Genomic DNA, 23665 nt, shown 5'->3' on the forward strand with positions numbered 1-23665 from the left:
CCCATGGTCGTTCCACCCGGCGCGGGGGAGGTTTACGACAGGGGTACGACGAGGTCGGCGCGGTGCTTGCCCAGGGCCACCAGACGGGCGTTGGGCTCGTCGGAGGCGCGCACCCACCCCTCCGCGTATGCCCGTTCCTTCCCGAATCGCACATGGCGGTCGATGAGCCGGTCCACCCGGGTGGCGGGGTCGAGTTCCAGAAACCAGGCCTCGTCGAGCAGGGGCCGGACCCGGGCCCAGGGGCCCTCGTCGTGGAGGAGGTAGTTCCCCTCGGTGATCACCAGCGGGATCTCCGGAGGGACGGCGATGCTGCCCGCGACGGGCTCCTCCAGGGCGCGGTCGAAGGCCGGGGCCCAGACCGTGACACCGGGGACGGGAGCGCGCAGCCGGGTGAGCAGGGCGCGGTAGCCGTCGGGGTCGAAGGTGTCGGGGGCGCCCTTGCGCCCGGCCCGGCCGAGCCGCTCCAGGGTCGCGCCGGCGAGGTGGAAGCCGTCCATGGGGACCAGGACGGCCCGCCCGCCGAGCGCCGCGCAGAGCTGTTCGGCGAGGGTCGACTTGCCCGCTCCGGGGGCTCCGGCGATGCCCAGGACACGGCGCAGGCCCGGGGCGGCGAGGGCCTCGGCGCGCTCCAGGAGGTCGGGCGGGGGCGTCCGCATGCGGTGCATCGGGACATTCTCGCAGGCGGGGGCCGGGGGCGCGGGCCCGCCGCCCCGCCCGGCACCCCCGCCCGCGCGAGCGTCAGCTCTCGCCGGGCGTCAGCTCTCGCCGGGCGTCAGCTCTCGTCGGGCGTCAGCCGGAGCGAAATGGAGTTGATGCAGTACCGCTGGTCCGTCGGGGTCGGATACCCCTCACCCTCGAACACATGTCCGAGATGCGATCCGCAGCGGGAGCACCTGACCTCCGTGCGCGTCATTCCGTGCGAGCGGTCCTCGATCAGCTCGACCGCGTCGGTGTCCTTCGGGTCGTAGAAGGACGGCCAGCCGCAGTGCGAGGAGAACTTGGTGTCCGAGCGGAACAGCTCGGCCCCGCACGCCCGGCAGGAGTAGACGCCCTCCGTCGTGGTGTCCGTGTACTCGCCCCGGAAGGCGGGCTCGGTCCCGGCCCGGCGGAGCACCTGGTACTCCTCCGGGCTCAGCTCCGCGCGCCACTGCTCGTCCGGCTTCTCGATGTCGTACGCCATGAAAACCGCTTCCTCAGCTCGACAGGCGGGCCAGGATCTCCGGACCGAGGTCCGTCACATCGCCCGCGCCCATGGTGAGAACGAGATCACCGGGCTTCGCCATTCCCGCGACCGCGCCGGCGACCTCCGCCATGGTGCCCACGGCGGTGACGTCGGCGCCCGCCGCGCGGGCCGCGTCGATGATCAGCTCGCTGGTGACGCCGGGGATCGGGTCCTCGCGCGCCGGATAGATGTCCAGCACCAGGGAGGCATCGGCCAGGGCGAGGGCCCGGCCCATCTCGGTGCCCAGCTCCCGGGTGCGGGAGAAGAGGTGCGGCTGGAAGACGACCAGCAGCCGGGCTTCGGCCGCCGCCCCGCGCATGGCCTCCAGGTCGGCGGCCATCTCGGTGGGGTGGTGGGCGTAGGAGTCGATGACCTGGACGCCCGCCGCCTCGCCCTTGAGCTGGAGCCGGCGCTTGACCCCGGTGTAGGTGCCGAGCGCGGAGGCCAGATTGTGCGCCGGGATGCCGAGGGCGACGCCGGCGGCCAGCGCGGCGACCGCGTTGTGCGCGTAGTGCCGGCCGGGGACCGAGACCGTGAAGGTCAGCGGCCTGCCGTCGAGCACCACGGTGACCTCGCTGGTCAGCCCGCGAGGGGTGATCCGGTGGATACGGACGTCGGCGGCCCCGGACTCGCCGTAGGTGACGGTCCTCAGCTCGGGCCGCCGCTCGCGCACCCGCCCGGTCAGCTCGGCCGCGCCCGCCTGGTCGGCGGCGATCACCAGGGTGCCGCCGGGGACGATCCGGTCGGCGAAGATCTCGAAGGACTCGTGGATCTCGTCCATCGAGGCGTAGTTCGCGTGGTGGTCCAGCTCCACGTTGAGGACGATCGCGACCTCGGGGGCGTACTTCTGGAAGGAGCGGTCGCTCTCGTCCGCCTCGGCGACGAAGATGTCGCCGTCGCCGTGCCGGGCGTTGGTGCCGGGGCCCTCCAGATCGCCGCCGATGGCGTAGGAGGGGTCGAGACCGAGAGCGGTCAGTGCCACCGCCAGCATGGAGGTGGTGGTGGTCTTGCCGTGGGTGCCCGCGACCGCGATCGAGCGCAGCCCGGTCATCAGGGAGGCCAGCGCGTCGGAGCGGTGGACCACGGGCACGGCCAGCTCGGCCGCCCGCACCAGCTCGGGGTTGTCCGCGCGGATCGCGCTGGAGACCACGACGGCGCTGGCGTCGTCGGCCAGGTGCCCGGCCGCGTGGCCGATGTGGACGGTGGCGCCCAGCTCGCGCAGGGCGTCAGCCGTCGGCGACTCCTTGGCGTCGCTGCCGGCGACCGCCGCGCCGCGCCGGGCGAGGATCTTGGCGATACCGGACATCCCGGCGCCGCCGATGCCGATGAAGTGCGGGCGTTCCATGGCGGTGGGGATGGCGGATGCCATGCGTGTGTCTCCCGGGGTGTACGACGATCGGTGCCGCCCGCCGGCCGACGGGCGAGCGGGTCCAGCCTATTCGCTGTGCGCGAAGAGTTTGAGCACCGGTACGCCGACCTTGTGCCGGGCGCGGGAGGCCCAGTCCCGGTGGAAGAACTCCTCCACGTAGTGGGGCGCGGTCAGCACGATCACCTCGTCGGCGCCCTTCTCCTCGACGACGCCCTTCAGCCGGTCGAGCGGATGGCTCTCCACGACCCGGCCCTCGGCCCGGCAGCCGGCCGCGCGCAGGGCGGCGAGGGAGTGCGCGAGACCGCGTTCCGCGGGGGCCTTGGCCTCGCCGCCCTCGGGCTCCTCGCCCTCGTGGACGGCTTCCCTCAGCTCGCCGAGCGCCACGTCGTCGATGGCCCGCAGCAGGACATCGGCCTGGTCCCCGCGCGGTTGCAGCAGCACGACGAAGGAGACGGTCTCGTCCCCGTGCAGCGAGGTGACGAAGTCCACGTCCTCGGGCGTCAGGGGCTTTTCGATCATCAGTACGCTTGTGAACACGTCGGGACCCTTCTGCGGAAACCATCCTTCCCCGTGGCCGCACGGGGTCTGAGATTAAGTGTGCCCAGCCGGAGCTAACCGGAACGACAAATTCCGCTGATTGTCAGATGCGACGGTAGCGAGTGAAGAGGAACCCCGCTTCCTCCAGCACGGAGGCGAGCGCGAACCGCTCGGGGACGGCCGCCGCCGGACCGCCCGCGATGCGCTGGGCCCCGCCGGCGGTCATGGCCGGGGAGAGGGTCAGACAGAGTTCGTCCAGCGTTCCCGAGGCCACGAACTGCCCCAGCAGCCTCGGCCCGCCCTCGGTGAGCAGCCGGCGCAGCCCGAGTCCGGCGAGGGCCGCCACGGCCCGGGACGGGTCCACTCCGGCGCCGTCCCCGGCGACCACCACCCGCGCGCCGGCCCGCTCGGCGGCGCGGACCCGGTCCGGCGGCGCCGCCGCGCCCGTCAGCACCAGGGTGGGCACCAGCGGCTCGGTGAAGAGCGGCAGCGAGAAGTCGAGCGCGAGCGAGGCGCTGACCACGGCGATCGCCGGCGCCCGGCCCTGGCCGGCGGCCCTGCGGCGCCCGGCGAAGGCCGCCCGCTCCCGCGCCGGGCGGTACCCCTCCAGGCGTACCGTTTCCGCACCCACCACGACCGCGTCCGCCAGCGCCCGCAGCGTGCCGAAGATCCGCATGTCGGCGTCGCCGGAGAGCTGCTGCGAGCGGCCGTCGTGCTGGGCCGCGCCGTCCAGGGAGGAGACCATGTTCGCCCGCAGCCACCCCTGGGCCCCCGAGGGGATCTCCGGGTAGGCGTAGGCATCGGCCAGCTCGTCGAGGGACCATGCGCGGTCGTCGGCGGCGGGTGTCTGGTCGGTCACAGGGAGCAGGCGTCGCATGGGGGCAGTCTGGCACGCCCCTTACAGTGGGGAATTGTGTCGACCCCCGCTGTCAGTGCCCTGTCCGAAGGCGTGCCGTTCTCGCTGTGCGCCCGCGAGCCCCATGTCCCCGCCGACCGGCTGGTCGCGGAGATGGTGCCGCCGCCCCGCTTCGACTCGGTGCGCTTCGACACCTATGTCCCCGACCCCGAGCAGCCGAGCCAGAGCGCCGCGGTCACCGCGCTCGGCGCCTTCGCGGCCGGCCTCGGCGCGGCGGTCCCGGCGGGCGGCGGCGGCACGGGGCTGCGCCGCTGGTTCGGCCGGAGGCCCGCCGGACCGACCGGCCCCCGGGGCGTCTATCTCGACGGCGGCTACGGCGTCGGCAAGACGCATCTGCTCGCCTCGCTCTGGCACGCCACCCCCGCCGATCCCTCCCTCAAGGCCTTCGGCACCTTCGTCGAACTGACCCATCTGGTCGGCGCGCTGGGCTTCCAGCAGACGGTGCGGACGCTGAGCGGCCACCGGCTGCTCTGCATCGACGAGTTCGAGCTGGACGACCCCGGGGACACCGTCCTCGTCTCGTCCCTGCTGCGGAAGCTGGTCGAGGCGGGGGTGGCGCTGGCCGCCACCTCCAACACCCTGCCCGGGAAGCTCGGCGAGGGCCGGTTCGCCGCCGCCGACTTCCTCCGGGAGATCCAGGGGCTCTCCGCGCACTTCGCACCGCTGCGGATCGACGGCGAGGACTACCGGCACCGGGGGCTGCCGAAGGCCCCTCCCCCGTACTCGGAGGAGACGGTCACCAAGACCGCGTACGCCACCGACGGGGCCAGTCTGGACGTCTTCCCCGCACTCCTCGACCATCTGGCGAAGGTGCACCCCAGCAGGTACGGCGCGCTCACCGACGGCGTACGGGCGGTCTGTCTCACCGAGGTGGGGCCGGTTCCCGACCAGTCCACCGCCCTGCGGCTGGTCGTCCTCGCCGACCGCCTGTACGACCGCGAGGTGCCGGTGCTCGCCTCCGGCCTCCCCTTCGACCGCCTCTTCGGCGAGGAGATGCTCAACGGCGGCTACCGGAAGAAGTACTTCCGGGCCATCTCCCGTCTCACCGCCCTGGCCCGTGACGCACAGGGCCTCACGGGGCAGTAGGTTCGGGTCCGTAACCAGCTTTCCGTCTGAAGTTCCGTCTGAAGGGATTCACACCATGGCCACCACGCGCACGGCACACACGGTCTGGGAGGGCGAACTGCTCAAGGGGTCGGGCACCGTCACCTTCGACTCCTCCGGCATCGGTTCGCAGCCGGTCTCCTGGCCGTCCCGCGCCGAGCAGGCCAATGGCAAGACCAGCCCGGAGGAGCTGATCGCGGCGGCCCACTCCAGCTGCTTCTCGATGGCGCTCTCGCACGGTCTGACGGGCGCGGGCAACCCGCCGGCCCGCCTGGAGACCAAGGCCGATGTCACCTTCCAGCCGGGTGAGGGCATCACCGGTATCCACCTCTCCGTGCGCGGCGAGGTGCCCGGCCTGGACGCCGAGGCGTTCGCCGAGGCCGCCGAGAACGCCAAGAAGAACTGCCCGGTGAGCCAGGCGCTGACGGGTACGACGATCACCCTCACGGCCGAACTGGTCTGAGGCGGCGGCTCCGCGGGGCGGACGGGGTCCGTCCCACGGAGCCGGCTCCGGCCGGGCGTCTGCCGCGCCCCGGCCCGCCACCGTCCGCTCGCGCGGCGGGAGTTCAGCCCTCGGCGCGGGTACGGGCCGCGAGCAGAGCGGCCAGGGCGCACGGCACGAGCAGCAGCCCGAAGGCGGCGGCGTAGCCGGCGGCCTCGGTGCGGCCGTCGCCCGGGAAGGCGTTCAGCACGGCGGACGCGAGGCCCAGGACCATGATCTGGCCCAGGTTCTGGCTGGTCTGCATGGCACCGCTGGCACAGCCCTGGCGGTCGGGCGGGCTGTGGGTGAGCGAGAGCACCGTCAGGGCCGGGGCGATCAGCCCCATGCCGACGGCCGCGACGACCATCGCGGAGGCCGCGACGGGGACCGGCGTCCCGGGCAGGGTCCCGACGGCGGCCACGGCGACCGCCACCACCATCACCAGCGCACCGGCCACGACCAGATGGTGGCGCGGAGCGCGTTCCAGCAGATGGCCCTGGACCCAGGAGGAGGCGGCCCAGGCCACGGCCGCCCCGGTGAAGGCGAGACCGATCACCGGCGGGGGCGCGTCCCGCTCGGTGACCAGCATCAGCGGGACGAGGGCCTCCAGGGTGAAGAACACCCCGGAGCCGAGGCCGCGCAGCAGCACCGTGGCCGGCAGTCCGCGCAGGGCGCGCCAGGTGCCCGGGGGCAGCAGCCGGGGCGCGAAGACCACGAGCAGGGCGAGCCCGCCGGCCGCGAAGAGCAGATGGCGCGCGTCCCACTCCGACACGCCGTACTGGCCGAGCGCCGCGCCCAGGCTGACGGCGGTCGCGGCGAGCAGGGCGGGCCCCTTGCCGGCCGACCCGGACTCCCCGCCGGACACGGGTTGCCAGGAGCGGGCCCGCAGCATGGCGACCACCACCAGCGCGGGCACCAGGGTGAGGGCGGCGAGGCCGAGGAAGACGGCGCGCCAGGACCACCACTGGGCCACCACTCCGGCCAGTGGTGGTCCGATCAGCGAGGGAACGATCCAGCAGGTGCTCATGAGGGCCAGCACCCTCGGCCGGAGATGACCGGGGTACGCCTGGCCGATGGCGGCGTTGACCGCCACCGCGACCATCCCCGCGGCCAGTCCGTCCAGGAAGCGTCCGGCGGCCAGTTGCCAGATGGAGGTGCTGGCACCCGACACCACCAGGGTGATCACGGCCAGCGCCATCCCGGCCGCCAGCGGACGGTGCGCCCCGGAGCGGTCCGCCCAGTGTCCGCCCAGCACTCCGCCGAGCAGGCTCGCGGCCACGAAGGAGCCCGCCACCAGCGGGAAGAGCGAGACCCCGTCCAGTTCGCGGGCGGCGGTCGGCAGGGTGGGGATGACGGCCAGCGCGGCGAATCCGGTCAGGAACATCACCGCCGCGAAGACGGTGGTGGTGGCCGCGTGGGGACCGGAGAAGAGCCTCTCGGCGGGGGCGGTGCGGGTCGTGGGGGTGGATATCGCGGGCGGGGCACCCGATGAGCTGTGCGGATCATCAGTCACGAGCGCGCAGGCTATGCGGGGCGGCGAACGCGCCGCCACCCGTTTTGCCCGCCGGCCGTGCCCCCGGGGGCCGCCGCTACTCGATGACCAGCTCGACCGGGATGTTGCCCCGGGTGGCCTTGGAGTACGGGCAGGTGGCGTGGGTCTTCTCCAGCAGCTCCCGGCCCGCTTCGCCCTCCAGGTGGCCGGGGAGCTCGACCCGCATCACGACCGAGAGGCCGAAACCGCCATCGGTGTCCTTGCCGATGCTCACCTCGGCGGTGACGGAGACATCCTTGACGTCGATCTTCTCCTGACGGCCGATCACCCCCATCGCGCTGGCGAAACAGGCGGCGTAGCCGGCGGCGAAGAGCTGCTCGGGGTTGGTGCCCTGGCCGTTGCCGCCGAGGGCCCGGGGGAAGGCGAGGGGGAGATCGAGGGTGCCGTCGGAGCTGACGGCGCGGCCCTCGCGTCCGTTGGCGGTGGCGGCGGCGGTGTAGAGCGCGTCCATGACTACCTCTTCGTCCTCGGGGGTCGGTCGTTCCTGAGTCGTTCCGGACTCCACTAGAGCACACAATTGAGTTGCGCACAACTGAATCGCTCGCACGAGGTGGTGGGTATGCTGGGGGCATGGCCGAGAACACGCTCAGCGGTGCGCCGGAGGAGGATTTCCTGCGGCTGGACCAGCAGATCTGCTTTGCGCTGCACGCGGCGTCCCGGGCGCTCAACGGGGTCTACCGGAGCACGCTGAAGGAGCTGGGGCTGACCTATCCGCAGTATCTGGTGATGCTGGTGCTCTGGGAGCACGGGGAGCTGCCGGTGAAGCGGATCGGGGAGCATCTGCGGCTGGACTCGGGGACGCTGTCGCCGCTGCTGAAGCGGCTGGAGGCGGCGGGGTATGTGGAGCGGAGGCGCGGCACGGAGGACGAGCGGTCGGTGACGGCGCGGGTGACGGAGGCGGGGGGTGCCCTGCGGGGGCGGGCGCGCGGGGTTCCTCGGCGGATCGCGGAGGCGACGGGGCTTCCGCCGGACCGCATCCGCGCGCTCCACGAGGAACTGGCCACCCTGACGGCCACCCTCGACGCGACCCACCTGAGGTAACCGGGCTCAGCCCGCCCGGCGATTGAGGACGACCCCCGGGCCACAGGCAACCCACACCAGGCGCGCCACGGTCAAGAAGAGAAACCCTCCGCGGGGGCGTCGCGGATCGTCAGGCCCGGGCGGCGGCGGTGGGCCGTGACATAGACCAGCCCCCCGGGCCCCGCCTCCACCCCCCGCCGCGCCCCGCGCGGCAGCCACGCCACAGCCCCCGCCTCCAACCGCTGCCGCCCCGCCGCCGTCTCCAGCTCCCCGTCCCCGTCCACCACACACAGCAGCACATCGAGATCGGGCTCGACATGCTCCGCCACCCGCTCCCCCGCGGGCACCCGGACGATGTTCGCGTCGAGCTGGCGCGCGCTCGCGTCGAGCCGCCACAGCGCACCGCCGGCACCCTCCGGCACCCCCCGCACCTCCGCCATGCCCGCGAGAACCCCCACTGTCGCGCACCCCTCCATGCCATTCCTCCCGAGCACCTCAGCGACCTGTCCGATCACCACATCCTCGCAGACCCCGATCACCATCCCGACACAACCTCATATGTCCCTTTAAATAATCGAATGATCGTATATTTTCGGCCCGTGATGATCTCTGTGCGAAGACTTACCGTGACGGCCGCCCTGGGTGCGGTACTTGTCGGCTGCGGCGGCCAGGACGCCGACGACGAGCCCGCCCCCGGCCCCGCCGGCACCACCGCGAGCACCAGCGCGAGCGCCAAGGCGGCGGCCCCGGGCCCCGCCGCCGCCAAGAAACCCGCCGTGACCCCGGTCTTCAAGCGGGCCGAGATCCCCGAGGAGGAGGACACCGAGGAAGAGGAGGAGGAGTCCGAGGACGAAGAGGAGGAGGAGCCGGAGAAGACCGTCGCCCTCACCTTCGACGCCGATATGACCGCCGATCAGGGACGGCGCGCCCTCCGCGGCGAGCGCTTCGACAACCCCACCCTCATCGACACCCTCCGGAAGCTGAAGGTCCCCTCCACGATCTTCATGACCGGCCGCTGGGCGGAGGAGTACCCCGACCAGGCCAGGGAGATCGGCGCCGATCCGCTCTTCGAGATCGCCAACCACTCCTACAGCCACTACGGCTTCACCCCGAAGTGCCACGGGCTGCCGCAGGTCGCGCCGAACCGGATGCTGGCCGATGTGCAGCGGGGCTTCGCCGCGATCCGCAAAACCGGCGCGCGGCAGGTCGTGCCGTACTTCCGCTTCCCCGGCGGCTGCTACAACGACGCCGCGCTGCGGGCCATCGCCCCGGCCGGGGTGACCGCCGTCCAGTGGGACGTGGTCGGCGGGGACGCCTTCACGGGCAACACCGACGCGGTCGTGGAGCAGGTGCTCGAAGGCGTGGAGCCAGGGTCCGTGGTGGTGCTGCACTGCACCCGCAGCGCGGCACCCGTCACCGAGGAGGCGATCCGCCAGATCGTGCCGGCGCTGCGCGACGAGGGCTACCGGATGGTGAAGGTCTCCGACCTGATGAAGAAGAGCCCGGCGAAGACCCCGGGGAAGAGCTAACCGGAACAGGCCGTGCGCTGGCCCTCCTGCCACTCGCAGACCGGGCAGAGGGTGGCGCCCTTCACCGACTCGGGGTACTCGGTCGGCTCACGGCAGAGCACGCACTCGGCGAAGGGCGGCCCCCCGGCCGCCCTCTCCCGCGCACCGGGGCCCGGCGCCGCGCGGTACGTCCCGTCCACGGGAACGCCCCTGCCGCAGGGCCCCTGACCGGGCCGGGCCGGCAGCGCCCGGGCCGCCTCCACCGAGGCCGTGGCGGCGGCCGATCCCTCGCGATCTCCGTCCACCCTCAGTTCGACGCCTTCTGCGGGACCAGCTCGCTGGGCCGGACGATGACGAAGCCCTCGCCCGACAGCACGAGCTGCACCGCCTCGCCGGAGCCGCCGCGCACCATCGAGCCGAAGGACTGCGAGCGGTTCAGCGAGGTCTCCAGGTGGGCGCTCCAGCCGACGACGGCGTCGGTGTCGACGTACACCGGCTGGTGGGCGGTGACCGGAATGACGATGGGATTGCCCTCGCAGATCACGGCGAGCTTGCCGTAGCCGCTGAAGACGCTGTTGAAGAGTCCGCCGCCGGCCGCGCCCACGCCCTTCACGGTCTTTATCTCGTAGGAGAGGGTGGAGTCGAAACAGAGCACGTTGCGGCCGTTGACGGTCAGCGCGTCACCGTGCTCGATGTCGATGATGAAGCAGTTGGCGGCCTCGTGCGCGAACCACGCCTCGCCCTGCCCGCGCACGGTCATCAGCGGCAGGCCCTCCCCGGTGACGGCGCGCTTGAGCATGCCGCCGATGCCCTGGCTCTTCCGCTCGAACTGGAGATTGCCCCGGAAGGCGATCATCGATCCCTGCCGCGCCTGCATCTCACCGTTGACGGCGTACTTGACCGACTTGGCGTTCTGCAGGGTCATCCCAGGGGCGGTGGCCTGCTGAGCCATGTTCTCCGAGGCAAAGAGATCGCTTTTCATGCATCGCATCCTCACCCGGAGGGAGCGATTCCGCCAACAATTTCCGTTCCGTGGCGTCGATCGTGCCGCCCGGCCGTGCGCCTGGACACACCCCCCGTGTGCACCAACGCGCCGTACCCGAACGGCCGAACGGCGCGCGGAACCCCGGACTCGCGGGGATAACGTCCACGGAACCGGTTCCGGCGGGAAGACGCAGACGACGGGGAGAGCGGGGAGGCCGACGGTGAGCGGACACGGAGACGGCAAGGGCGGCAAGGAGGGCGACAAGAAGCAGTCGCCCCGGGAGTCCGACGGCCAGTGGAAGAAGCCGGTGCCCCCGCCGCCCACCCCGCCCGCGACGGAATCGACCTCTGGGTGACCTCGCCCTGTGACCTGCTGGCCGTCCTCCGGGAGACGGGCGCGCTGCCCGCCGGGTCCCCCTGGGAGAGCGCGGTCGCCGGGGTCCGCCGGGAGCTGTTCCTGCCGGACACCGTGGAGACCGACGGCCGTCTGATCTCCCGCGCGGCGCAGCCGGAGTCCTGGCTGGCATGTGTGTACGCGGACCTTCCGCTGACCACCCAGTTCAACGACGGCTCGGGGCCGGACGACGGCTACCGGCTCCCCACCTCGTCGAGTTCGATGCCCTCGGTGATGCTCCAGATGCTCGGCCTCCTGCGGGTGGAGGACGGACACCGGGTGCTGGAGGCCGGCACGGGCACCGGGTACAACGCGGCGTGGCTCGCCCACCGGATCGGCTCGCACCGGGTGACCTCGGTGGACATCGACCCCGTCCTGGCGGACCGGGCCACCGCGAACACGGCCGCCGCCGGGTACACACCGCGGATCGTGTGCGCGGACGCGGACCTCGGCTGGCCCCCCGGCGCGCCGTACGACCGGCTCATCGCCACCTACACCGTCCCGGCCATCCCTCCCGCGTGGATCGAGCAGACGGAGGGCGGCCGGATCGTCGCCCCCTGGGGCGGCAGCTTCTTCCCGCACAGCTTCGCCGCCCTGGAGGTCGCCGGCGGCGTCGGGCGCGGCCGGTTCAGCGGTTTCCCGGCCTTTATGCGCACCCGCAACCACCGGCCGCACCGCGGCTACCTCGACGAGTTCGTCCGGCCCTCGGACAGCACGGCCACCACCCGGACCGCGGTGAACCCCTGGGACCTCGCGGCCGACAGCGACGCCCTGTTCTGCGTCGGCCTCCGTCTCCCGACCGTCTGGCACCTGCTGGACCGGACGGACGAGGCCAGCGGAGCGGCCACGCTGTGGATGCTGGCCGACGACCGCGACTCCTGGGCGTCCGTGACCTACCGGCCGGGCCGGGGAACCCACACCGTGGAGCAGCACGGCCCGCGGCGGCTGTGGGACGAGGCGGAGAGCGCCTACGAGGAGTGGCGGAGCCTCGGCCGCCCGGCCCGGGACCGCATGGGGCTGACGGTGACGGCGGAGGGCGAGCGGGTGTGGCTGGACACCGAGGACCACCTCCTGACCTGACCCGGCGGACGACCCGGCGGACCCGGACCGCCCGGACGACCGCCCGGTCGACCGCCCGGACGACCGCCCGGACGACCGCCCGGCGGACCCGGCGGACCCCGTGGACCCGGCGGGATCAGGCGGGATCAGGCGGACCCGGCGGGATCAGGCGCCCCGCACGCGTTCGCTGTATGGACCATCCCGATGCGCCCTTCTACTCTCTGGGCCGCGACCCGCGACGGGTGAAGCCTCCGCATCGACGACAGGAACCCCATGCGCATCAGGAAACCCCTGGCCTACACGGCCATGACCCTCGCACTGACGGCCACGACCGCGGTGGTCTCCGCCCCCGTGGCCACCGCCGCGCCCATCTGTTCCGTGAGCGACCTGGGTCCGAGACCGGAGGGCGCCCGCGCCTGGTGCTACTACGGGGACATCGGCCAGAGATTCCGGGGGGTCGTGACCTGCCGCTCCCTGGAGACCGGAGCGGACTACCAGGTCAGGGGCCGCTGGTCCTGGACCATCAACGGCGAGTCCAGCTCCGACGCGTACTGCGCGTGGGACGACCGCAGAATGGGCAAGGGGTACGAGCTGTCCCCCTGACCGGCCCCCGGGGAGCACGGCGGCCACGGCCGGCGGGCTGGCAGACTGGCGGTGTGAGCAGCGATGTCCCCACCTCCGAGCACTCCGGCCCGCCCTCCGGGCACTCCGCGCGGCCCTCAGGGCCCTCGGGCGAACCCGATCGCGATCCGGCCCCCCAGTTCGTCCTCCCCCTGGTCGTACGGATCGAGAAGGCAGCGCCCCCGGCGCGCACCGACGCGCTGGAGACGGCCGCCCGTGCCGTGCTCACCGTCCTCGCCGACGAGCGCTCCCAGGGCGAGGGCGCGTGGGCGCAGGCCGTCCGGGAGTGGCAGGACGCCCGTATCCGCAAGGTGGTGCGCCGGGCGCGCGGCGCGGAGTGGCGCAAGGCGTCGGCGCTGCCGGGGATCACGGTGACCGGCGATCGCGCGGAGGTGCGGGTCTTCCCGCCCGTACCGCTCGACGGCTGGCCCAAGGAGCTGGCCAGGCTCCAGGTCTCCGGCACGGAGCTGGACGACCCCGGAACCCCCGGGGCGCCCGCGCCCGGCACGCCGGTGCTGTGGCTGAGCCCGGAGCTGGAGATGTCGGCGGGCAAGGCGATGGCCCAGGCCGGCCACGGTGCCCAGCTGGCCTGGTGGGAGCTGTCGGACGCGGACCGGAAGACCTGGGCCGGGTCCGGCTTCCCCCTCGCGGTCCGCACGGCCCCGGCCGCGCGGTGGGCGGAACTCACCACCCGTGGGCTGCCGGTCGTCAGGGACGCGGGCTTCACCGAGATCGCCCCCGGCAGCTGCACGGTCGTCGCCGACCACCCGGCGCTGCGCCGCTGAGACCCCGTCTCGTGCGCACCGGCGGCACCGGCAACGGCCGCCCCGGGCCCGCACCCGGCCGCCGCTCCGAACGGCCCTGTCCGGAGGGAACCTCAAATCCTCCTCTGAACGTCCCTCCTCATGGATTCATCACCGCCTGACGGGGCCATGACCCTGGCATGCCCGTCCCAGGGGGCAGCGGGCGGAGGAGGGGGACATGGAACTCGGCACAGGAATCGGGTGGCGGCCGGAGATCGCGGAGACGGTGGAGGCGCTGCCGGGCGTCGACTGGGTGGAGGTCGTGGCGGAGAACGTCTGCCCCGGGCATCTGCCCGAGTCACTGACCCGGCTGCGCTCACGCGGCACCCGCGTCGTGCCGCACGGCGTCTCGCTGGGGCTCGGCGGCGCGGACCGGCCGTCCGAGCGGAAGCTGCGGGATCTGGCGGAACGGGCGCGGGCGCTGGACGCGCCGCTGGTCACCGAGCACATCGCCTTTGTCCGCGCCGGGGGCGCGCTGACCGCGTCGCCGCGGCTGGAGGCCGGTCATCTGCTGCCGGTGCCGCGCACCCGGGACGCGCTCGGGGTGCTCTGCGAGAACGTCCGCATCGCGCAGGACTCCCTCCCGGTGCCGCTGGCCCTGGAGAACATCGCCGCGCTGATCTCCTGGCCGGACGAGGAGCTGACGGAGGGGCAGTTCCTCGCGGAGCTGGTGGAGCGCACCGGCGTGGGGCTGCTGATCGATGTGGCCAACCTCCACACCAACCGGGTGAACCGGGGCGAGGACCCGTCGCGGGCCCTCGACGAGCTGCCCCTGGAGGCCGTCGCGTACGTCCATGTCGCGGGCGGGATCGAGCGTGACGGCGTCTGGCACGACACCCACGCCCACCCGGTCACCGAGCCGGTCCTCGACATCCTGCGGGATCTGCGCTCCCGGCTCCGGCCACCCGGGGTGCTGCTGGAGCGGGACGAGGACTTTCCGTCCGCCGACGAGCTGGCCGGGGAGCTGGAGACGATCCGCAAGACAGTGCGGGACGGAGCGGGCCGGGCCATGCCGCCGCGTACCGCCCCGGTCCGTCCCGCGGCGGACACCGCGCCCGCCGGGGCCGATTCCGCCCGCGAGCGGCTCGGGATCTCCCAGGCGGCGCTGCTCTCGTCGCTGGTCGCCGGGACGCCCGCGCCCGAGGGCTTCGACCTCCGGCGGCTGGGGGTGCAGAGCCGGGCCCTCGCCGCCAAGCGCGCCTCGGTGGTCGCGCGGGTGGCGCCCGAGCTGCCGGAGATCCTCGGCGACGGCTACCGGGCCGCCTTCCTCGCGTACGCCCGGTCCAGGCCGATGCGTTCCGGCTACCGCAGGGACGCCCTCGACTTCGCCGAGCACCTCCTCATCGCCGGGCAGCCCGCCGATGAGCGGGCCCGGCGCCGGCTGACCCGGTGGTGGGAGTACCGGGTCGCCCCACACCCGCCGCGGCGGGGCAGCCGGATCGTGCGGGCCGCCCGCGCCGCCCTCGTACGGAGGTAATCGATGGGCCCAGCGGTCGTCTATGTGTATCTCGTGATGGGGATCTGCTCCACAGCCCTGCTGGCCGGGCTGCTGGCCACCCGGCTCGGCCGGCCCGGTGTGCCCCCGGGCCGGAGGGTCGAGGACGTGTACGAGGCCGCCTTCCTCGGCGGCGGTCCCGGCCGGGTGGTCGATGTGGCGCTCACCGCCCTGCACCAGGACGGGCGGCTGCTGATCGGCGGTCCCGGGATCGTCTCCGAGCGGCGGCCGGTCGCCGGGGACGCGGTGGAGCGGGCGGTGCTCGACGCGCTGGCGGTGGCGCCCAACGGCTCCCTGGAGCGGCTGCGGCAGACAGTGATGCGCGACCCCGTGGTGCAGGCGATCGGCGACCGGCTGGCCGCCGACGGGCTGATGACGGCGCCGACCCCGGGCCGGCGGACGCTGTCCGGCTGTGGGCGGGCCCTCGGCCTGGTGACCGCGTGGAGCATTCCCGCGGCCGTGGCGCTGAACGTCGTGGCCTTCGTGCGGGAGTGGGAGCGGCCGGAGGTGCCGTTCGCCGTGCTGGTGCTGCCCGCCCTGGTCCTCGGCCAGGTCGCCGGCTTCACGGTCGCCTCCCGCGCGCGGGCCCGGATCACCCCCGCCGGGAAGGAGGCGCTCGCCGCGCACGGCGCGAAGCACCTCGCGACGGAGGCGCCGCCCCGGCTGGTGGCGATCAAGGGCGCGCGCGGGGTGCCGGACCCGGCGCTCAGGACGGTGCTGGTGGCCGCCGCCCTCGCCCCGGTGGTGTTCGTCGCGGCGGCCGGCGGGGCGTCGGGCGCCGTCGCCGCGCCGTGGTGCGGCTCGGGGGCGGGCGCGGGGTGCGGAAGCACCAGCGGCGACAGCGAGACCGCCGGGGACAGCGGCGGCGACGACAGCGGGGGCGGCTCGGACGGCGGAAGCGGGGACGGCGGTTCGGGCGGGGACGGCGGCGGTGGCAGTGGCTGCGGCGGATGCGGTGGCTGCGGCTGCGGCTGACCGCTCCGCAGCGGGACCGGCCCGGAGCGGGACCGGGCCGGAGCGGGACCGGCCCGGAGCGGGACCGGCCCGGAGCGGCCGGTGCGGCGATCCGGGCCGGGCCGCGCGCCGCCGTCGCCACCGCCGCCCGCCGGCGCGGCCGTTCAGCCCACGAGTTCCGCGAGCTGCCCGGGCCGGTGGGACCCGCCCGCGCTGTTCAGGGTCACGGCGATCCGGTTGGTGGCGTTGATCATGGCGATCAGCGCGACCAGCGCCACGATCTGGTCGTCGTCGTAGTGCTCGCGCACCCCGGCCCAGGTCCCGTCGGACACGCCCGGGGAGGCGTCGGCGATCCTGGTGCCCTCCTCGGCGAGGGCCAGCGCGGCCCGCTCGGCCTCCGTGAACACGGTCGCGTGGCGCCAGGCGGCGACCAGGGCGAGCCGCACCGGCGTCTCGCCGGCCGCCGCCGCCTCCGCGTGCATGTCGAGACAGTGGCCGCAGCCGTTGATCTGGCTGACGCGCAGCAGCACCAGCTCCCGGGTCACCCCGGACAGTCCCGCTTCCTCGATGGTCCGGTGGATGCCGAAGATCCCCTTGCCGATCCTCGCGCCGATGTCGTGGGCGAACAGGTCCATACGGGGTTCCATGATGTCGTCCTCACAGATGGGCCGGTGGGCCGCGCGGATGGTGCGCGGCACCCTGACGACCACGGGACGCCGGCCCGCCGGGCCCTGTGACGGCCCGGCGGTGTGACACAGACCACCGACCGCGGCTGTCACAGGGCGGCGGGGAGCGGCGTCCCGTGCGTGAGACGGCCGGGAGCGGAGAGTGGGAGCGGGCCATGAGCGAGCACAGTGAACGGACGGCGGCCGGGCCGGGCGGCGGCGACGGGCGGCCGGACCCGGCGACCGAGGCGTTCGTCGCCCACCGCAGTCTGCTCTTCACCGTCGCCTACGAGATGCTCGGCTCCGCCGCCGACGCCGAGGACGTCCTCCAGGAAACCTGGCTGCGCTGGGCGGGCGTCGATCTCGGCACGGTGCGGCATCCCCGTGCCTTCCTGGTCCGGATGACCACCCGTCAGGCGCTGACGCGGCTGCGCACGCTCCGCCGGCGGCGGGAGACCTATGTCGGCCCGTGGCTGCCCGAACCGCTGTTGACCGCGCCCGACGTGGCCGAGGACGCCGAGCTGGCGGAGAGCGTCTCGATGGCGATGCTGCTGGTGCTGGAGACGCTCGCGCCGACCGAGCGGGCGGTGTTCGTGCTGCGCGAGGTGTTCGCCCTGGAGTACGACGAGATCGCGGAGGCCGTCGGCAAGAGCCCGGCGGCGGTCCGTCAGATCGCGCACCGGGCACGGGCGCATGTCGCGGCGCGCAGGCCGCGCGGGGCAATCTCCCCGGCCGAGAACCGGGATGTGCTCGCGGCGTTCCAGCGGGCGGTCGAGACGGGCGACCTCCAGCGGCTGCTCGATCTGATCGCGCCGGATGTCGTGCTGCTCAGCGACGGCGGAGGGGTGGTACGGGCCGCGCTGGTGCCCGTCGTGGGCGCCGAGCGGGTGGCCCGGGTGCTGGGGAAGGCCGGGGCCAGGGTGTCGCTCAGGCCCGCCCAGGTCAACGGCCACCCGGCGCTGATCCTGCTGCTGGACGGAGAGGTCGACTCCGTCCTGGCGGTGCGCGTCGACCACGGTCTGATCACCGGGCTCTACGCGGTGCGCAACCCCGAGAAGCTGTCCCGCGTCGGCCGCGAGACAGCGGTGAGCCGCTGAGCCCGGAGAACACTGGGGCCCGTCCGCCGGGCCCGTGTCGCGGCCGGGGGGCAGTCCCTCCCCCGCGGGTCCGGCGGCTCCGCTGCTCCGGAGCACGGTGCGCGCGGGCCCTCCCCACGGCCCGCCCCCGCCCCCGCTCCCCCTCACCCGAACACGGACACGGACACGGACAGCCGGACCGGGCGGGCGCGCACCGGCGGGCGCGCACCGGCGGGCGCCGGGGCGCGACCGCACCAGGGGGGCGCATCGGGGGCATTGGCCGCGACACCGCCCGGCGGTGCTTTACACGGCCCCGGGCACCGCGAAAGATCCCCTGACTGCCATGGGCACGAGGGCACCAGAGGGGACCGGGATGAGAGCACGCGCGAAGTACGGGGTGGCGGCGGGGATCGCGGTCCTTCTCACCGGAACACTGGTCACCCCGGTGCGCGGTGCCGCCGCCACCGACGCCGAGTCCCTGGGCACGGTGCTCGCCGCCCGCCGCGCCGCCGCCACGGGCATCGCCTTCCGCGCCTGCCCCGAGGCGGAGGGCCTCCCCTCGTCCGTGAGCTGCGGCACCGTCTCGGTGCCGCTCGACTACGCGGAGCCCGCAGGGAAGCGGATCTCCCTGACCGTGAGCCGGGTGGCGGCGACCGGCGGCGCGGACCGGCGCCAGGGCGCGCTGGTCTACAACCCGGGCGGCCCCGGCGCGTCGAGCATGTGGTTCCCCCTGGCGGGCGGGCTCCCCGAGTGGAAGCGGATCGCCCGCGCCTACGACCTGGTGGGGTACTCCCCGCGCGGCGTCGGCCGTTCGGCTCCGCTCTCCTGCCGGGACCCCGAGGAGGTCCTCAAGGCCCCCACCGACTCTCCGTTCCACCCCTCGGAGGCGTACAAGAGGGAACGGATCGCCGAGGCGCGCGCCTATGCGGCGGGCTGCGCCGACAGGACCGGACCGGCGCTGCGGCACTACACCTCGCTCAACAACGCGCGCGATCTGGAGGTGCTGCGGGCGGCGCTCGGCGAGCCCCGGCTGACCTTCATGGGGGCCTCGTACGGCACCTACTTCGGCGCGCTGTACGCGACGCTCTTCCCGTCCCATGTGCGGCGGATGGTCTTCGACTCGGTGGTGGACCCGGCCCGCGAGAAGATCTGGTACCGCAGCAATCTCGAACAGTCCCTGGCGTTCGAGAGCCGCTGGGCCGACTTCCGCGCCTGGGTGGCCCGGCACGACGCGACCTACGGCCTCGGAGCCACTCCGGAGGCGGTGGCGGAGAGCTACGAGCGGGCGCGCGCCCGGCTGGCGGTGGAGCCGGCGGGCGGCAAGGTCGGTCCGGGGCAGCTCCAGGCGGCGTTCCTCGGAGCCGGTTACTACGACGACTACTGGGTGGAGCGGGCCACCGCGCTCTCGGAGTATCTGCGGGGCAACGCGAAGCCGCTGATCGCCCAGGCCGCTCCCCGGCCGGGGAGCGCGAGGGCCGCCGAGAACTCCAGCGCCGTCTACACGGCCATCGAGTGCAATGACGCGCCCTGGCCGACCGCGTGGGAGGTGTGGGACCGCGACAACACCGCGCTGGCCCGCAGGGCGCCCTTCGAGACCTGGGACAACGTCTGGACGAATCTGCCCTGTGCCTACTGGTCCGCGCCCCGGCAGCGTCCGCTGGAGGTGCGCACCAAGCGGGGCGCGCTGCCGCCGGTGCTGATCCTGGCGGCCGAGCGGGATGCGGCGACCCCGTACGCGGGGGCGAAGGAGCTGGCGCGGCGGCTGAAGGGGGCGGTGCTGATCACCGAGGAGGACGCCGGGACGCACGGCATCGGCGGCGGCGCCAACAGCTGTGTGAACGCGCATCTGGAGAACTATCTGCTGCGCGGGAGGACGCCGGTGCGGCGCGCTGCGTGCGCGCCGCACCCGGAGCCGGACCCGGTGTCGCTGGACCGGCGGGCGGCAGCTCCGAAGCTGCCGCACACCGTCTGATCTTCCGGGTCTGAGAGGCCGGGTCCGCTGGGTGCGCACCGGCCTGCGTTCTGCGGTGGTCCGGCTCAGGCGAGCTGGGCCACCAGGTCCGCGACCGACTTGCGGCGGCCCGTGTAGAACGGGACCTCCTCGCGGACGTGCATCCGGGCCTCGGAGGCACGCAGATGACGCATCAGGTCGACGATACGGTGCAGTTCGTCGGCCTCAAAGGCGAGAATCCACTCGTAGTCGCCGAGCGAGAACGACGCGACGGTGTTGGCGCGTACGTCCGGGTAGCCGCGGGCCATCTTGCCGTGGTCGGCGAGCATCCTCCGGCGGTCCTCGTCGGGCAGCAGATACCAGTCGTAGGAGCGTACGAAGGGGTAGACGCTGACGTAGTCGCGGGCGTTCTCGTCGGCGAGGAACGCCGGGATGTGCGACTTGTTGAACTCGGCGGGGCGGTGCAGCGCCATGTTCGACCAGACCGGCTCCAGCGCCCGGCCGAGGCGGGTGCGGCGGAAGAGGCTGTACGCCGACTGGAGCTCGTCCGCGGTCTCGGCGTGCCACCAGATCATGACATCGGCGTCCGCGCGCAGCCCGGAGAGATCGTAGGTACCGCGGATCTTGACATCCGCGGCGGCGAGCCGGTCGAACAGCTCCTGGACCTCCTCCGCGTAACCGGAACGGTCCTCGGGCAGCACATCGCGCAGCTTGAAGACGGACCACAGCGTGTACCGGATGACCTCGTTGAGGTCCTTGGCCTTCTTGCCTGCGTTCGGGATCTTTTCGGGCGCACTCATACGGCTATTGTCCCGCGCGCTGATCAGTGCCCTGCGCCAGGGTCGGCGTGGCGAGAATCTCGTCCGCGGCGCGCTGCCCGTCGGCGACGCAGGCGGGGATGCCGACACCGTCGTACACGGCCCCGCAGACCCGCAGTCCGGGGAGTTTCGCGATCTCCTCGCGGATGGCGGCGACCCGGGCGAGATGGCCGACGGGGTACTGCGGCAGCCCGTCGATCCAGCGGGTGACCCGGGTGGCGACGGGCCGGGCGGAGATTCCGGCGGCGGTCTCCAGATCGCGCAGCGAGGCGGCGGCCAGCTCGCTGTCGTCGCGGTGCAGCTGCTCCTCCTCGCCGTAGCGGCCGATGGAGGTGCGCAGCACGACGAGGTCGGGGGCGGCGTCGGCGACCCACTGCCACTTCTGGCTGGAGAAGGTGGCGGCCTTGATGGTGCGGCCGTCGGACGGCGGCACCAGAAAGCCGCTGCCGGCGGGGAGCGGGGCCAGGTCCCGGCGGGCGAAGGCGAGAGTGACCAGGGCCATGGAGGCGTACTCGACCCGGCCGAGTGCCGTCGCGGCGGCGGGGGCCTCGGCGGCGAGGAGGTCGGCGGTGGCCCAGGCGGGGGTGGCGATGACGACGGCGTCGGCGGTGATCAGCCTGCGGTCGGTGCGGATCTGCCAGCCGCGCGCGGTCCTGCCGATGCCGAGGACCGGGGTGCCGGTGCGGATCTCGCCGCCCAGCGCGCGCACCGCGTCGGCGACCGCGCCCGGCAGGGTGCCGACACCGCCTTCGACACCGAGGAAGACGGGCCCGCCGGCCTGGGCGCGGCGGGCGCTCTCCTGGACCTCGCGGACCGCGTCGAGCAGCGAGGGGTGGCGCCGGGCCGCCTCGAAGAGCTGGGGTACGGCGGCGCGCATGGAGATGCGGTGGGCGTCCCCCGCGTACACCCCGCCGAGGAGCGGTTCGACCAGCCGGTCGACGACCTCGGGGCCGAGACGGGCGGCGACATGGGCGCCGATGGCGACATCGTCGCCGAGGTCGGCGGGGGGCAGCTCGGGCTCCCGGGCGATCCTGGCGATGCCCTCGGGGGAGAGCAGCCCGGCGAGCGCCCCGGCGGTGCCGGGGACGCCCATGACATGCCCCTTGGGCATGGGGCGCAGCGCGTCCCGGGTCCAGATGGAGGCGGTGGCGGTGGCGGGTGCCGTGAGCCGGTCGCCGAGCCCGGTGGCGCGGGCGAGGGCGATGGCCTCGGGGCGGCGCGCGAGCAGCGACTCGGCGCCCAGGTCGACGGGGGCGCCGGCGATCTCCCCCGGGGCGAGCTTGCCGCCGAGGCGCTCGGTGGACTCCAGGAGGGTCACCCGGGCCCCGGCGGTCGCGAGCCGGTGGGCTGCGGCGAGGCCGGAGATCCCGCCGCCGATGACGACGGCGTGGGCGGGAGCGCCGGTGCCCGGGGCGGTACCGGCCGCGATGTCCGTATGCGGGAGGGGCTGCATGTCCCCACTCTCTCAAACGCCGCTCCGGGGCCCGACCGTGACCTCTTCGCGGCCGCCGGCCGGAAACCGTTCCCGGCGGCGGGCCCCGGCCGGGTGCGAGGGGCCGCACGCCCGTAGCGTGTGCGGCATGACAGCTGAACGACTGGTCGTCGTCGGGGGCGACGCGGCGGGGATGTCCGCCGCGTCGCAGGCCCGCAGGCTCAAGGGTCCGGACGAGCTGGAGATCGTCGCGTTCGAGCGCGGCCACTTCAGTTCGTACTCGGCGTGCGGCATCCCGTACTGGGTGGGTGGTCAGGTCCGGGGGCGCGACGAGCTGATCGCGCGCACCCCCGCCGAGCACCGGGAGCGGGACATCGAGCTGCGCACGCGCACCGAGGTCACCGAGGTGGACATGGCCGGCGGGCGGGTGCGCTCCCGCGATCTGGAGAGCGGCGCCGAGAGCTGGACCGGCTACGACAAGCTGGTGCTGGCGACCGGTGCCCGCCCGGTCCGCCCGGAGCTGCCGGGGATCGACGCCCCGGGGGTGCACGGCGTCCAGACGCTGGACGACGGGCAGGCGCTGCTGGACACCCTCGCCGCCACCGGGGGCCGCAGGGCGGTGGTGGTGGGCGCCGGCTACATCGGTGTGGAGATGGCGGAGGCGCTGCTGCACCGGGGTTTCGAGGTGACGGTCCTCAACCGGGGCGAGCAGCCGATGGCGACCCTCGACCCGGACATGGGCCGGCTGGTCCACGAGGCGATGGACGGTCTCGGCATCACCACCGTCAACGGCGCGGCGGTGACCGGGGTCCGCACCGGCTCCGACGGCCGGGTGCGCGCGGTGGCGACCGAGGACGCGGAGTACCCGGCGGATGTGGTGGTCCTCGGGATGGGGGTACGGCCGGAGACGGGGCTCGCCCGGGCCGCCGGGCTGCCGCTGGGGGTGTACGGCGGTCTGCTGACCGATCTGGCGCTGCGGGTGCGGGGCCAGGAGAACATCTGGGCAGGCGGGGACTGTGTGGAGGTGCTCGACCTGGTCTCGGGCCGGGAGCGCCATGTGCCGCTGGGCACGCACGCCAACAAGCACGGCCAGATCATCGGCGCCAACGCGGGCGGCGGCTACGCGACCTTCCCGGGCGTCGTGGGCACGGCGGTGAGCAAGGTGTGCGATCTGGAGATCGCCCGCACCGGGCTGCGGGAGAAGGACGCGACGGAGGTGGGGCTGCGGTACGTCACCGCCACCATCGAGTCGACGAGCCGGGCGGGCTACTACCCGGACGCCGGCTCCATGACGGTGAAGATGCTCGCGGAGCGGCGCACGGGCCGGCTGCTGGGGGTGCAGATCGTGGGCGGGGAGGGCGCGGCGAAGCGGGTGGACATCGCGGCGGTGGCGCTGACCGCCGGGATGACGGTGGAGCAGATGACGATGCTGGACCTCGGCTACGCGCCCCCGTTCTCACCGGTGTGGGACCCGGTCCTGGTGGCGGCCCGCAAGGCGGTGACAGCGGTACGGTCAACAACCTGACCCCCCGCCCCGAGCCACCCCGTCCGGCGCTTGAGAACGAACCCGCGCCCCCAGTCAGCCCGTCCGGCGCTTGAGGACGGACCCCGCGCCCCGGGACCCCGCACCCCGCGGGGCCCTGGGACCCCGCCCCCCGCCCCCAAGAATCCCCGGCAAAGCCGGAAATCCCACCCCGCCCGACA

Annotated in this window: 26 protein-coding genes; 13 read left to right on the plus strand and 13 right to left on the minus strand. The window is 73.9% G+C overall.

Going from position 1 to position 23665, the window contains the following annotated elements; genetic code table 11:
- Positions 1–32: 32 nt before the first annotated feature.
- The 5 genes from ABT122_RS05530 to ABT122_RS05550 form a co-directional block, all read right to left on the minus strand.
- Complete coding sequence (locus ABT122_RS05530; protein ID WP_451066421.1) at positions 33–665, minus strand: nucleoside/nucleotide kinase family protein; 633 nt, start codon at positions 663–665, stop codon at positions 33–35.
- Positions 666–772: 107 nt separating this feature from the next.
- Positions 773–1180 (minus strand): peptide-methionine (R)-S-oxide reductase MsrB, encoded by a 408-nt coding sequence (gene msrB / locus ABT122_RS05535; RefSeq protein WP_351545743.1) that lies wholly within the window; start codon positions 1178–1180, stop codon positions 773–775.
- Positions 1181–1193: 13 nt separating this feature from the next.
- The gene (gene murC / locus ABT122_RS05540) at positions 1194–2591 is read right to left on the minus strand and encodes a UDP-N-acetylmuramate--L-alanine ligase (protein ID WP_351545746.1); all 1398 of its coding nucleotides are present in this window, start codon (positions 2589–2591) and stop codon (positions 1194–1196) included.
- 66 nt (positions 2592–2657) lie between these two features.
- Positions 2658–3110: an indole-3-glycerol phosphate synthase gene (locus ABT122_RS05545; RefSeq protein WP_351545749.1), complete on the minus strand. Its 453-nt coding sequence runs from the start codon at positions 3108–3110 to the stop codon at positions 2658–2660.
- A gap of 121 nt (positions 3111–3231) precedes the next feature.
- Positions 3232–4005 carry a pyrimidine reductase family protein gene (locus ABT122_RS05550; protein ID WP_351545752.1) on the minus strand — a complete coding sequence of 258 codons (774 nt, stop codon included), beginning with the start codon at positions 4003–4005 and terminating at the stop codon, positions 3232–3234.
- Between the two features lie 60 nt (positions 4006–4065).
- Between ABT122_RS05550 and zapE the strand changes: the two genes are divergently transcribed.
- Both zapE and ABT122_RS05560 read left to right on the plus strand, forming a co-directional pair.
- Entirely contained in the window at positions 4066–5130 is a 1065-nt protein-coding gene (gene zapE, locus ABT122_RS05555; protein WP_502976102.1) for a cell division protein ZapE, read from the plus strand.
- A gap of 55 nt (positions 5131–5185) precedes the next feature.
- Positions 5186–5611 (plus strand): OsmC family protein, encoded by a 426-nt coding sequence (locus ABT122_RS05560; RefSeq protein ID WP_351545758.1) that lies wholly within the window; start codon positions 5186–5188, stop codon positions 5609–5611.
- Positions 5612–5714: 103 nt separating this feature from the next.
- Here ABT122_RS05560 and ABT122_RS05565 read toward each other — a convergent pair whose 3' ends face one another.
- Together ABT122_RS05565 and ABT122_RS05570 are read right to left on the minus strand one after the other, a co-directional pair.
- Positions 5715–7142 carry an MFS transporter gene (locus tag ABT122_RS05565; RefSeq protein WP_502976099.1) on the minus strand — a complete coding sequence of 476 codons (1428 nt, stop codon included), beginning with the start codon at positions 7140–7142 and terminating at the stop codon, positions 5715–5717.
- Between the two features lie 76 nt (positions 7143–7218).
- Entirely contained in the window at positions 7219–7632 is a 414-nt protein-coding gene (locus tag ABT122_RS05570) for an organic hydroperoxide resistance protein (RefSeq protein WP_351545760.1), read from the minus strand.
- A 119-nt stretch (positions 7633–7751) separates the two neighbouring features.
- Between ABT122_RS05570 and ABT122_RS05575 the strand changes: the two genes are divergently transcribed.
- Positions 7752–8222 carry a MarR family winged helix-turn-helix transcriptional regulator gene (locus ABT122_RS05575; RefSeq protein WP_351545763.1) on the plus strand — a complete coding sequence of 157 codons (471 nt, stop codon included), beginning with the start codon at positions 7752–7754 and terminating at the stop codon, positions 8220–8222.
- A 71-nt stretch (positions 8223–8293) separates the two neighbouring features.
- Here ABT122_RS05575 and ABT122_RS05580 read toward each other — a convergent pair whose 3' ends face one another.
- A complete protein-coding gene (locus tag ABT122_RS05580) occupies positions 8294–8743 on the minus strand; it encodes a cupin domain-containing protein (RefSeq protein WP_351545766.1) in 450 nt (149 codons plus the stop codon).
- 60 nt (positions 8744–8803) lie between these two features.
- Between ABT122_RS05580 and ABT122_RS05585 the strand changes: the two genes are divergently transcribed.
- A complete protein-coding gene (locus ABT122_RS05585) occupies positions 8804–9730 on the plus strand; it encodes a polysaccharide deacetylase family protein (protein WP_502976103.1) in 927 nt (308 codons plus the stop codon).
- Here ABT122_RS05585 and ABT122_RS05590 read toward each other — a convergent pair.
- The gene (locus ABT122_RS05590) at positions 9727–9909 is read right to left on the minus strand and encodes a hypothetical protein (RefSeq protein ID WP_351545867.1); all 183 of its coding nucleotides are present in this window, start codon (positions 9907–9909) and stop codon (positions 9727–9729) included. The genes ABT122_RS05585 and ABT122_RS05590 overlap by 4 nt on opposite strands.
- 107 nt (positions 9910–10016) lie before the next feature.
- The gene (locus ABT122_RS05595) at positions 10017–10691 is read right to left on the minus strand and encodes an AIM24 family protein (RefSeq protein WP_351545772.1); all 675 of its coding nucleotides are present in this window, start codon (positions 10689–10691) and stop codon (positions 10017–10019) included.
- Between the two features lie 223 nt (positions 10692–10914).
- Here ABT122_RS05595 and ABT122_RS05600 point away from each other — a divergent pair, with 223 nt between their 5' ends.
- From ABT122_RS05600 to ABT122_RS05625, 6 genes are all read left to right on the plus strand, one after another.
- Positions 10915–11049, plus strand: coding sequence for a hypothetical protein (locus ABT122_RS05600; RefSeq protein ID WP_351545775.1), 135 nt, complete (start codon positions 10915–10917; stop codon positions 11047–11049).
- Complete coding sequence (locus tag ABT122_RS05605; protein ID WP_351545778.1) at positions 11046–12167, plus strand: methyltransferase domain-containing protein; 1122 nt, start codon at positions 11046–11048, stop codon at positions 12165–12167. The genes ABT122_RS05600 and ABT122_RS05605 overlap by 4 nt, the downstream gene beginning before the upstream one ends.
- Positions 12168–12419: 252 nt before the next feature.
- The gene (locus ABT122_RS05610; RefSeq protein ID WP_351545781.1) at positions 12420–12749 is read left to right on the plus strand and encodes a hypothetical protein; all 330 of its coding nucleotides are present in this window, start codon (positions 12420–12422) and stop codon (positions 12747–12749) included.
- 53 nt (positions 12750–12802) lie between these two features.
- Entirely contained in the window at positions 12803–13552 is a 750-nt protein-coding gene (locus ABT122_RS05615; protein ID WP_351545784.1) for a peptidyl-tRNA hydrolase, read from the plus strand.
- Between the two features lie 196 nt (positions 13553–13748).
- The gene (locus tag ABT122_RS05620) at positions 13749–15047 is read left to right on the plus strand and encodes an MbnB/TglH/ChrH family RiPP precursor modification enzyme (protein ID WP_351545787.1); all 1299 of its coding nucleotides are present in this window, start codon (positions 13749–13751) and stop codon (positions 15045–15047) included.
- 3 nt (positions 15048–15050) lie between these two features.
- Positions 15051–16040: a TIGR04222 domain-containing membrane protein gene (locus ABT122_RS05625; RefSeq protein WP_351545790.1), complete on the plus strand. Its 990-nt coding sequence runs from the start codon at positions 15051–15053 to the stop codon at positions 16038–16040.
- Positions 16041–16183: 143 nt separating this feature from the next.
- Here ABT122_RS05625 and ABT122_RS05630 read toward each other — a convergent pair whose 3' ends face one another.
- Positions 16184–16666, minus strand: coding sequence for a carboxymuconolactone decarboxylase family protein (locus tag ABT122_RS05630; protein ID WP_351545793.1), 483 nt, complete (start codon positions 16664–16666; stop codon positions 16184–16186).
- A gap of 194 nt (positions 16667–16860) precedes the next feature.
- Here ABT122_RS05630 and ABT122_RS05635 point away from each other — a divergent pair, with 194 nt between their 5' ends.
- Together ABT122_RS05635 and ABT122_RS05640 are read left to right on the plus strand one after the other, a co-directional pair.
- Complete coding sequence (locus ABT122_RS05635; RefSeq protein WP_351545796.1) at positions 16861–17781, plus strand: RNA polymerase sigma-70 factor; 921 nt, start codon at positions 16861–16863, stop codon at positions 17779–17781.
- 352 nt (positions 17782–18133) lie between these two features.
- On the plus strand, positions 18134–19732 hold the full coding sequence (locus ABT122_RS05640; protein WP_351545797.1) for an alpha/beta hydrolase: 1599 nt from the start codon (positions 18134–18136) through the stop codon (positions 19730–19732).
- A gap of 65 nt (positions 19733–19797) precedes the next feature.
- Here ABT122_RS05640 and hemQ read toward each other — a convergent pair whose 3' ends face one another.
- Together hemQ and hemG are read right to left on the minus strand one after the other, a co-directional pair.
- Complete coding sequence (hemQ, locus tag ABT122_RS05645) at positions 19798–20511, minus strand: hydrogen peroxide-dependent heme synthase (protein WP_351545800.1); 714 nt, start codon at positions 20509–20511, stop codon at positions 19798–19800.
- Between the two features lie 4 nt (positions 20512–20515).
- The gene (gene hemG / locus ABT122_RS05650) at positions 20516–21982 is read right to left on the minus strand and encodes a protoporphyrinogen oxidase (protein ID WP_351545802.1); all 1467 of its coding nucleotides are present in this window, start codon (positions 21980–21982) and stop codon (positions 20516–20518) included.
- Between the two features lie 127 nt (positions 21983–22109).
- Between hemG and ABT122_RS05655 the strand changes: the two genes are divergently transcribed.
- Entirely contained in the window at positions 22110–23486 is a 1377-nt protein-coding gene (locus ABT122_RS05655) for an FAD-dependent oxidoreductase (protein ID WP_351545805.1), read from the plus strand.
- Positions 23487–23665 lie beyond the last annotated feature (179 nt).

Source organism: Streptomyces sp. NPDC001985, from assembly GCF_040296845.1.
Taxonomy (GTDB): Bacteria; Actinomycetota; Actinomycetes; order Streptomycetales; family Streptomycetaceae; genus Streptomyces.

Excerpts from the sequence above, each read along its gene's own strand:
- ABT122_RS05530 (WP_451066421.1), bottom strand. The coding sequence starts at position 665 with ATGCACCGCATGCGGACGCCCCCGCCCGACCTCCTGGAGCGCGCCGAG.
- msrB (WP_351545743.1), bottom strand. The coding sequence starts at position 1,180 with ATGGCGTACGACATCGAGAAGCCGGACGAGCAGTGGCGCGCGGAGCTG.
- murC (WP_351545746.1), bottom strand. The coding sequence starts at position 2,591 with ATGGCATCCGCCATCCCCACCGCCATGGAACGCCCGCACTTCATCGGC.
- ABT122_RS05545 (WP_351545749.1), bottom strand. The coding sequence starts at position 3,110 with ATGATCGAAAAGCCCCTGACGCCCGAGGACGTGGACTTCGTCACCTCG.
- ABT122_RS05550 (WP_351545752.1), bottom strand. The coding sequence starts at position 4,005 with ATGCGACGCCTGCTCCCTGTGACCGACCAGACACCCGCCGCCGACGAC.
- ABT122_RS05560 (WP_351545758.1), top strand. The coding sequence starts at position 5,186 with ATGGCCACCACGCGCACGGCACACACGGTCTGGGAGGGCGAACTGCTC.
- ABT122_RS05570 (WP_351545760.1), bottom strand. The coding sequence starts at position 7,632 with ATGGACGCGCTCTACACCGCCGCCGCCACCGCCAACGGACGCGAGGGC.
- ABT122_RS05575 (WP_351545763.1), top strand. The coding sequence starts at position 7,752 with ATGGCCGAGAACACGCTCAGCGGTGCGCCGGAGGAGGATTTCCTGCGG.
- ABT122_RS05580 (WP_351545766.1), bottom strand. The coding sequence starts at position 8,743 with ATGGTGATCGGGGTCTGCGAGGATGTGGTGATCGGACAGGTCGCTGAG.
- ABT122_RS05585 (WP_502976103.1), top strand. The coding sequence starts at position 8,804 with ATGATCTCTGTGCGAAGACTTACCGTGACGGCCGCCCTGGGTGCGGTA.
- ABT122_RS05595 (WP_351545772.1), bottom strand. The coding sequence starts at position 10,691 with ATGAAAAGCGATCTCTTTGCCTCGGAGAACATGGCTCAGCAGGCCACC.
- ABT122_RS05610 (WP_351545781.1), top strand. The coding sequence starts at position 12,420 with ATGCGCATCAGGAAACCCCTGGCCTACACGGCCATGACCCTCGCACTG.
- ABT122_RS05620 (WP_351545787.1), top strand. The coding sequence starts at position 13,749 with ATGGAACTCGGCACAGGAATCGGGTGGCGGCCGGAGATCGCGGAGACG.
- ABT122_RS05625 (WP_351545790.1), top strand. The coding sequence starts at position 15,051 with ATGGGCCCAGCGGTCGTCTATGTGTATCTCGTGATGGGGATCTGCTCC.
- ABT122_RS05630 (WP_351545793.1), bottom strand. The coding sequence starts at position 16,666 with ATGGAACCCCGTATGGACCTGTTCGCCCACGACATCGGCGCGAGGATC.
- ABT122_RS05635 (WP_351545796.1), top strand. The coding sequence starts at position 16,861 with ATGAGCGAGCACAGTGAACGGACGGCGGCCGGGCCGGGCGGCGGCGAC.
- ABT122_RS05640 (WP_351545797.1), top strand. The coding sequence starts at position 18,134 with ATGAGAGCACGCGCGAAGTACGGGGTGGCGGCGGGGATCGCGGTCCTT.
- hemQ (WP_351545800.1), bottom strand. The coding sequence starts at position 20,511 with ATGAGTGCGCCCGAAAAGATCCCGAACGCAGGCAAGAAGGCCAAGGAC.
- hemG (WP_351545802.1), bottom strand. The coding sequence starts at position 21,982 with ATGCAGCCCCTCCCGCATACGGACATCGCGGCCGGTACCGCCCCGGGC.
- ABT122_RS05655 (WP_351545805.1), top strand. The coding sequence starts at position 22,110 with ATGACAGCTGAACGACTGGTCGTCGTCGGGGGCGACGCGGCGGGGATG.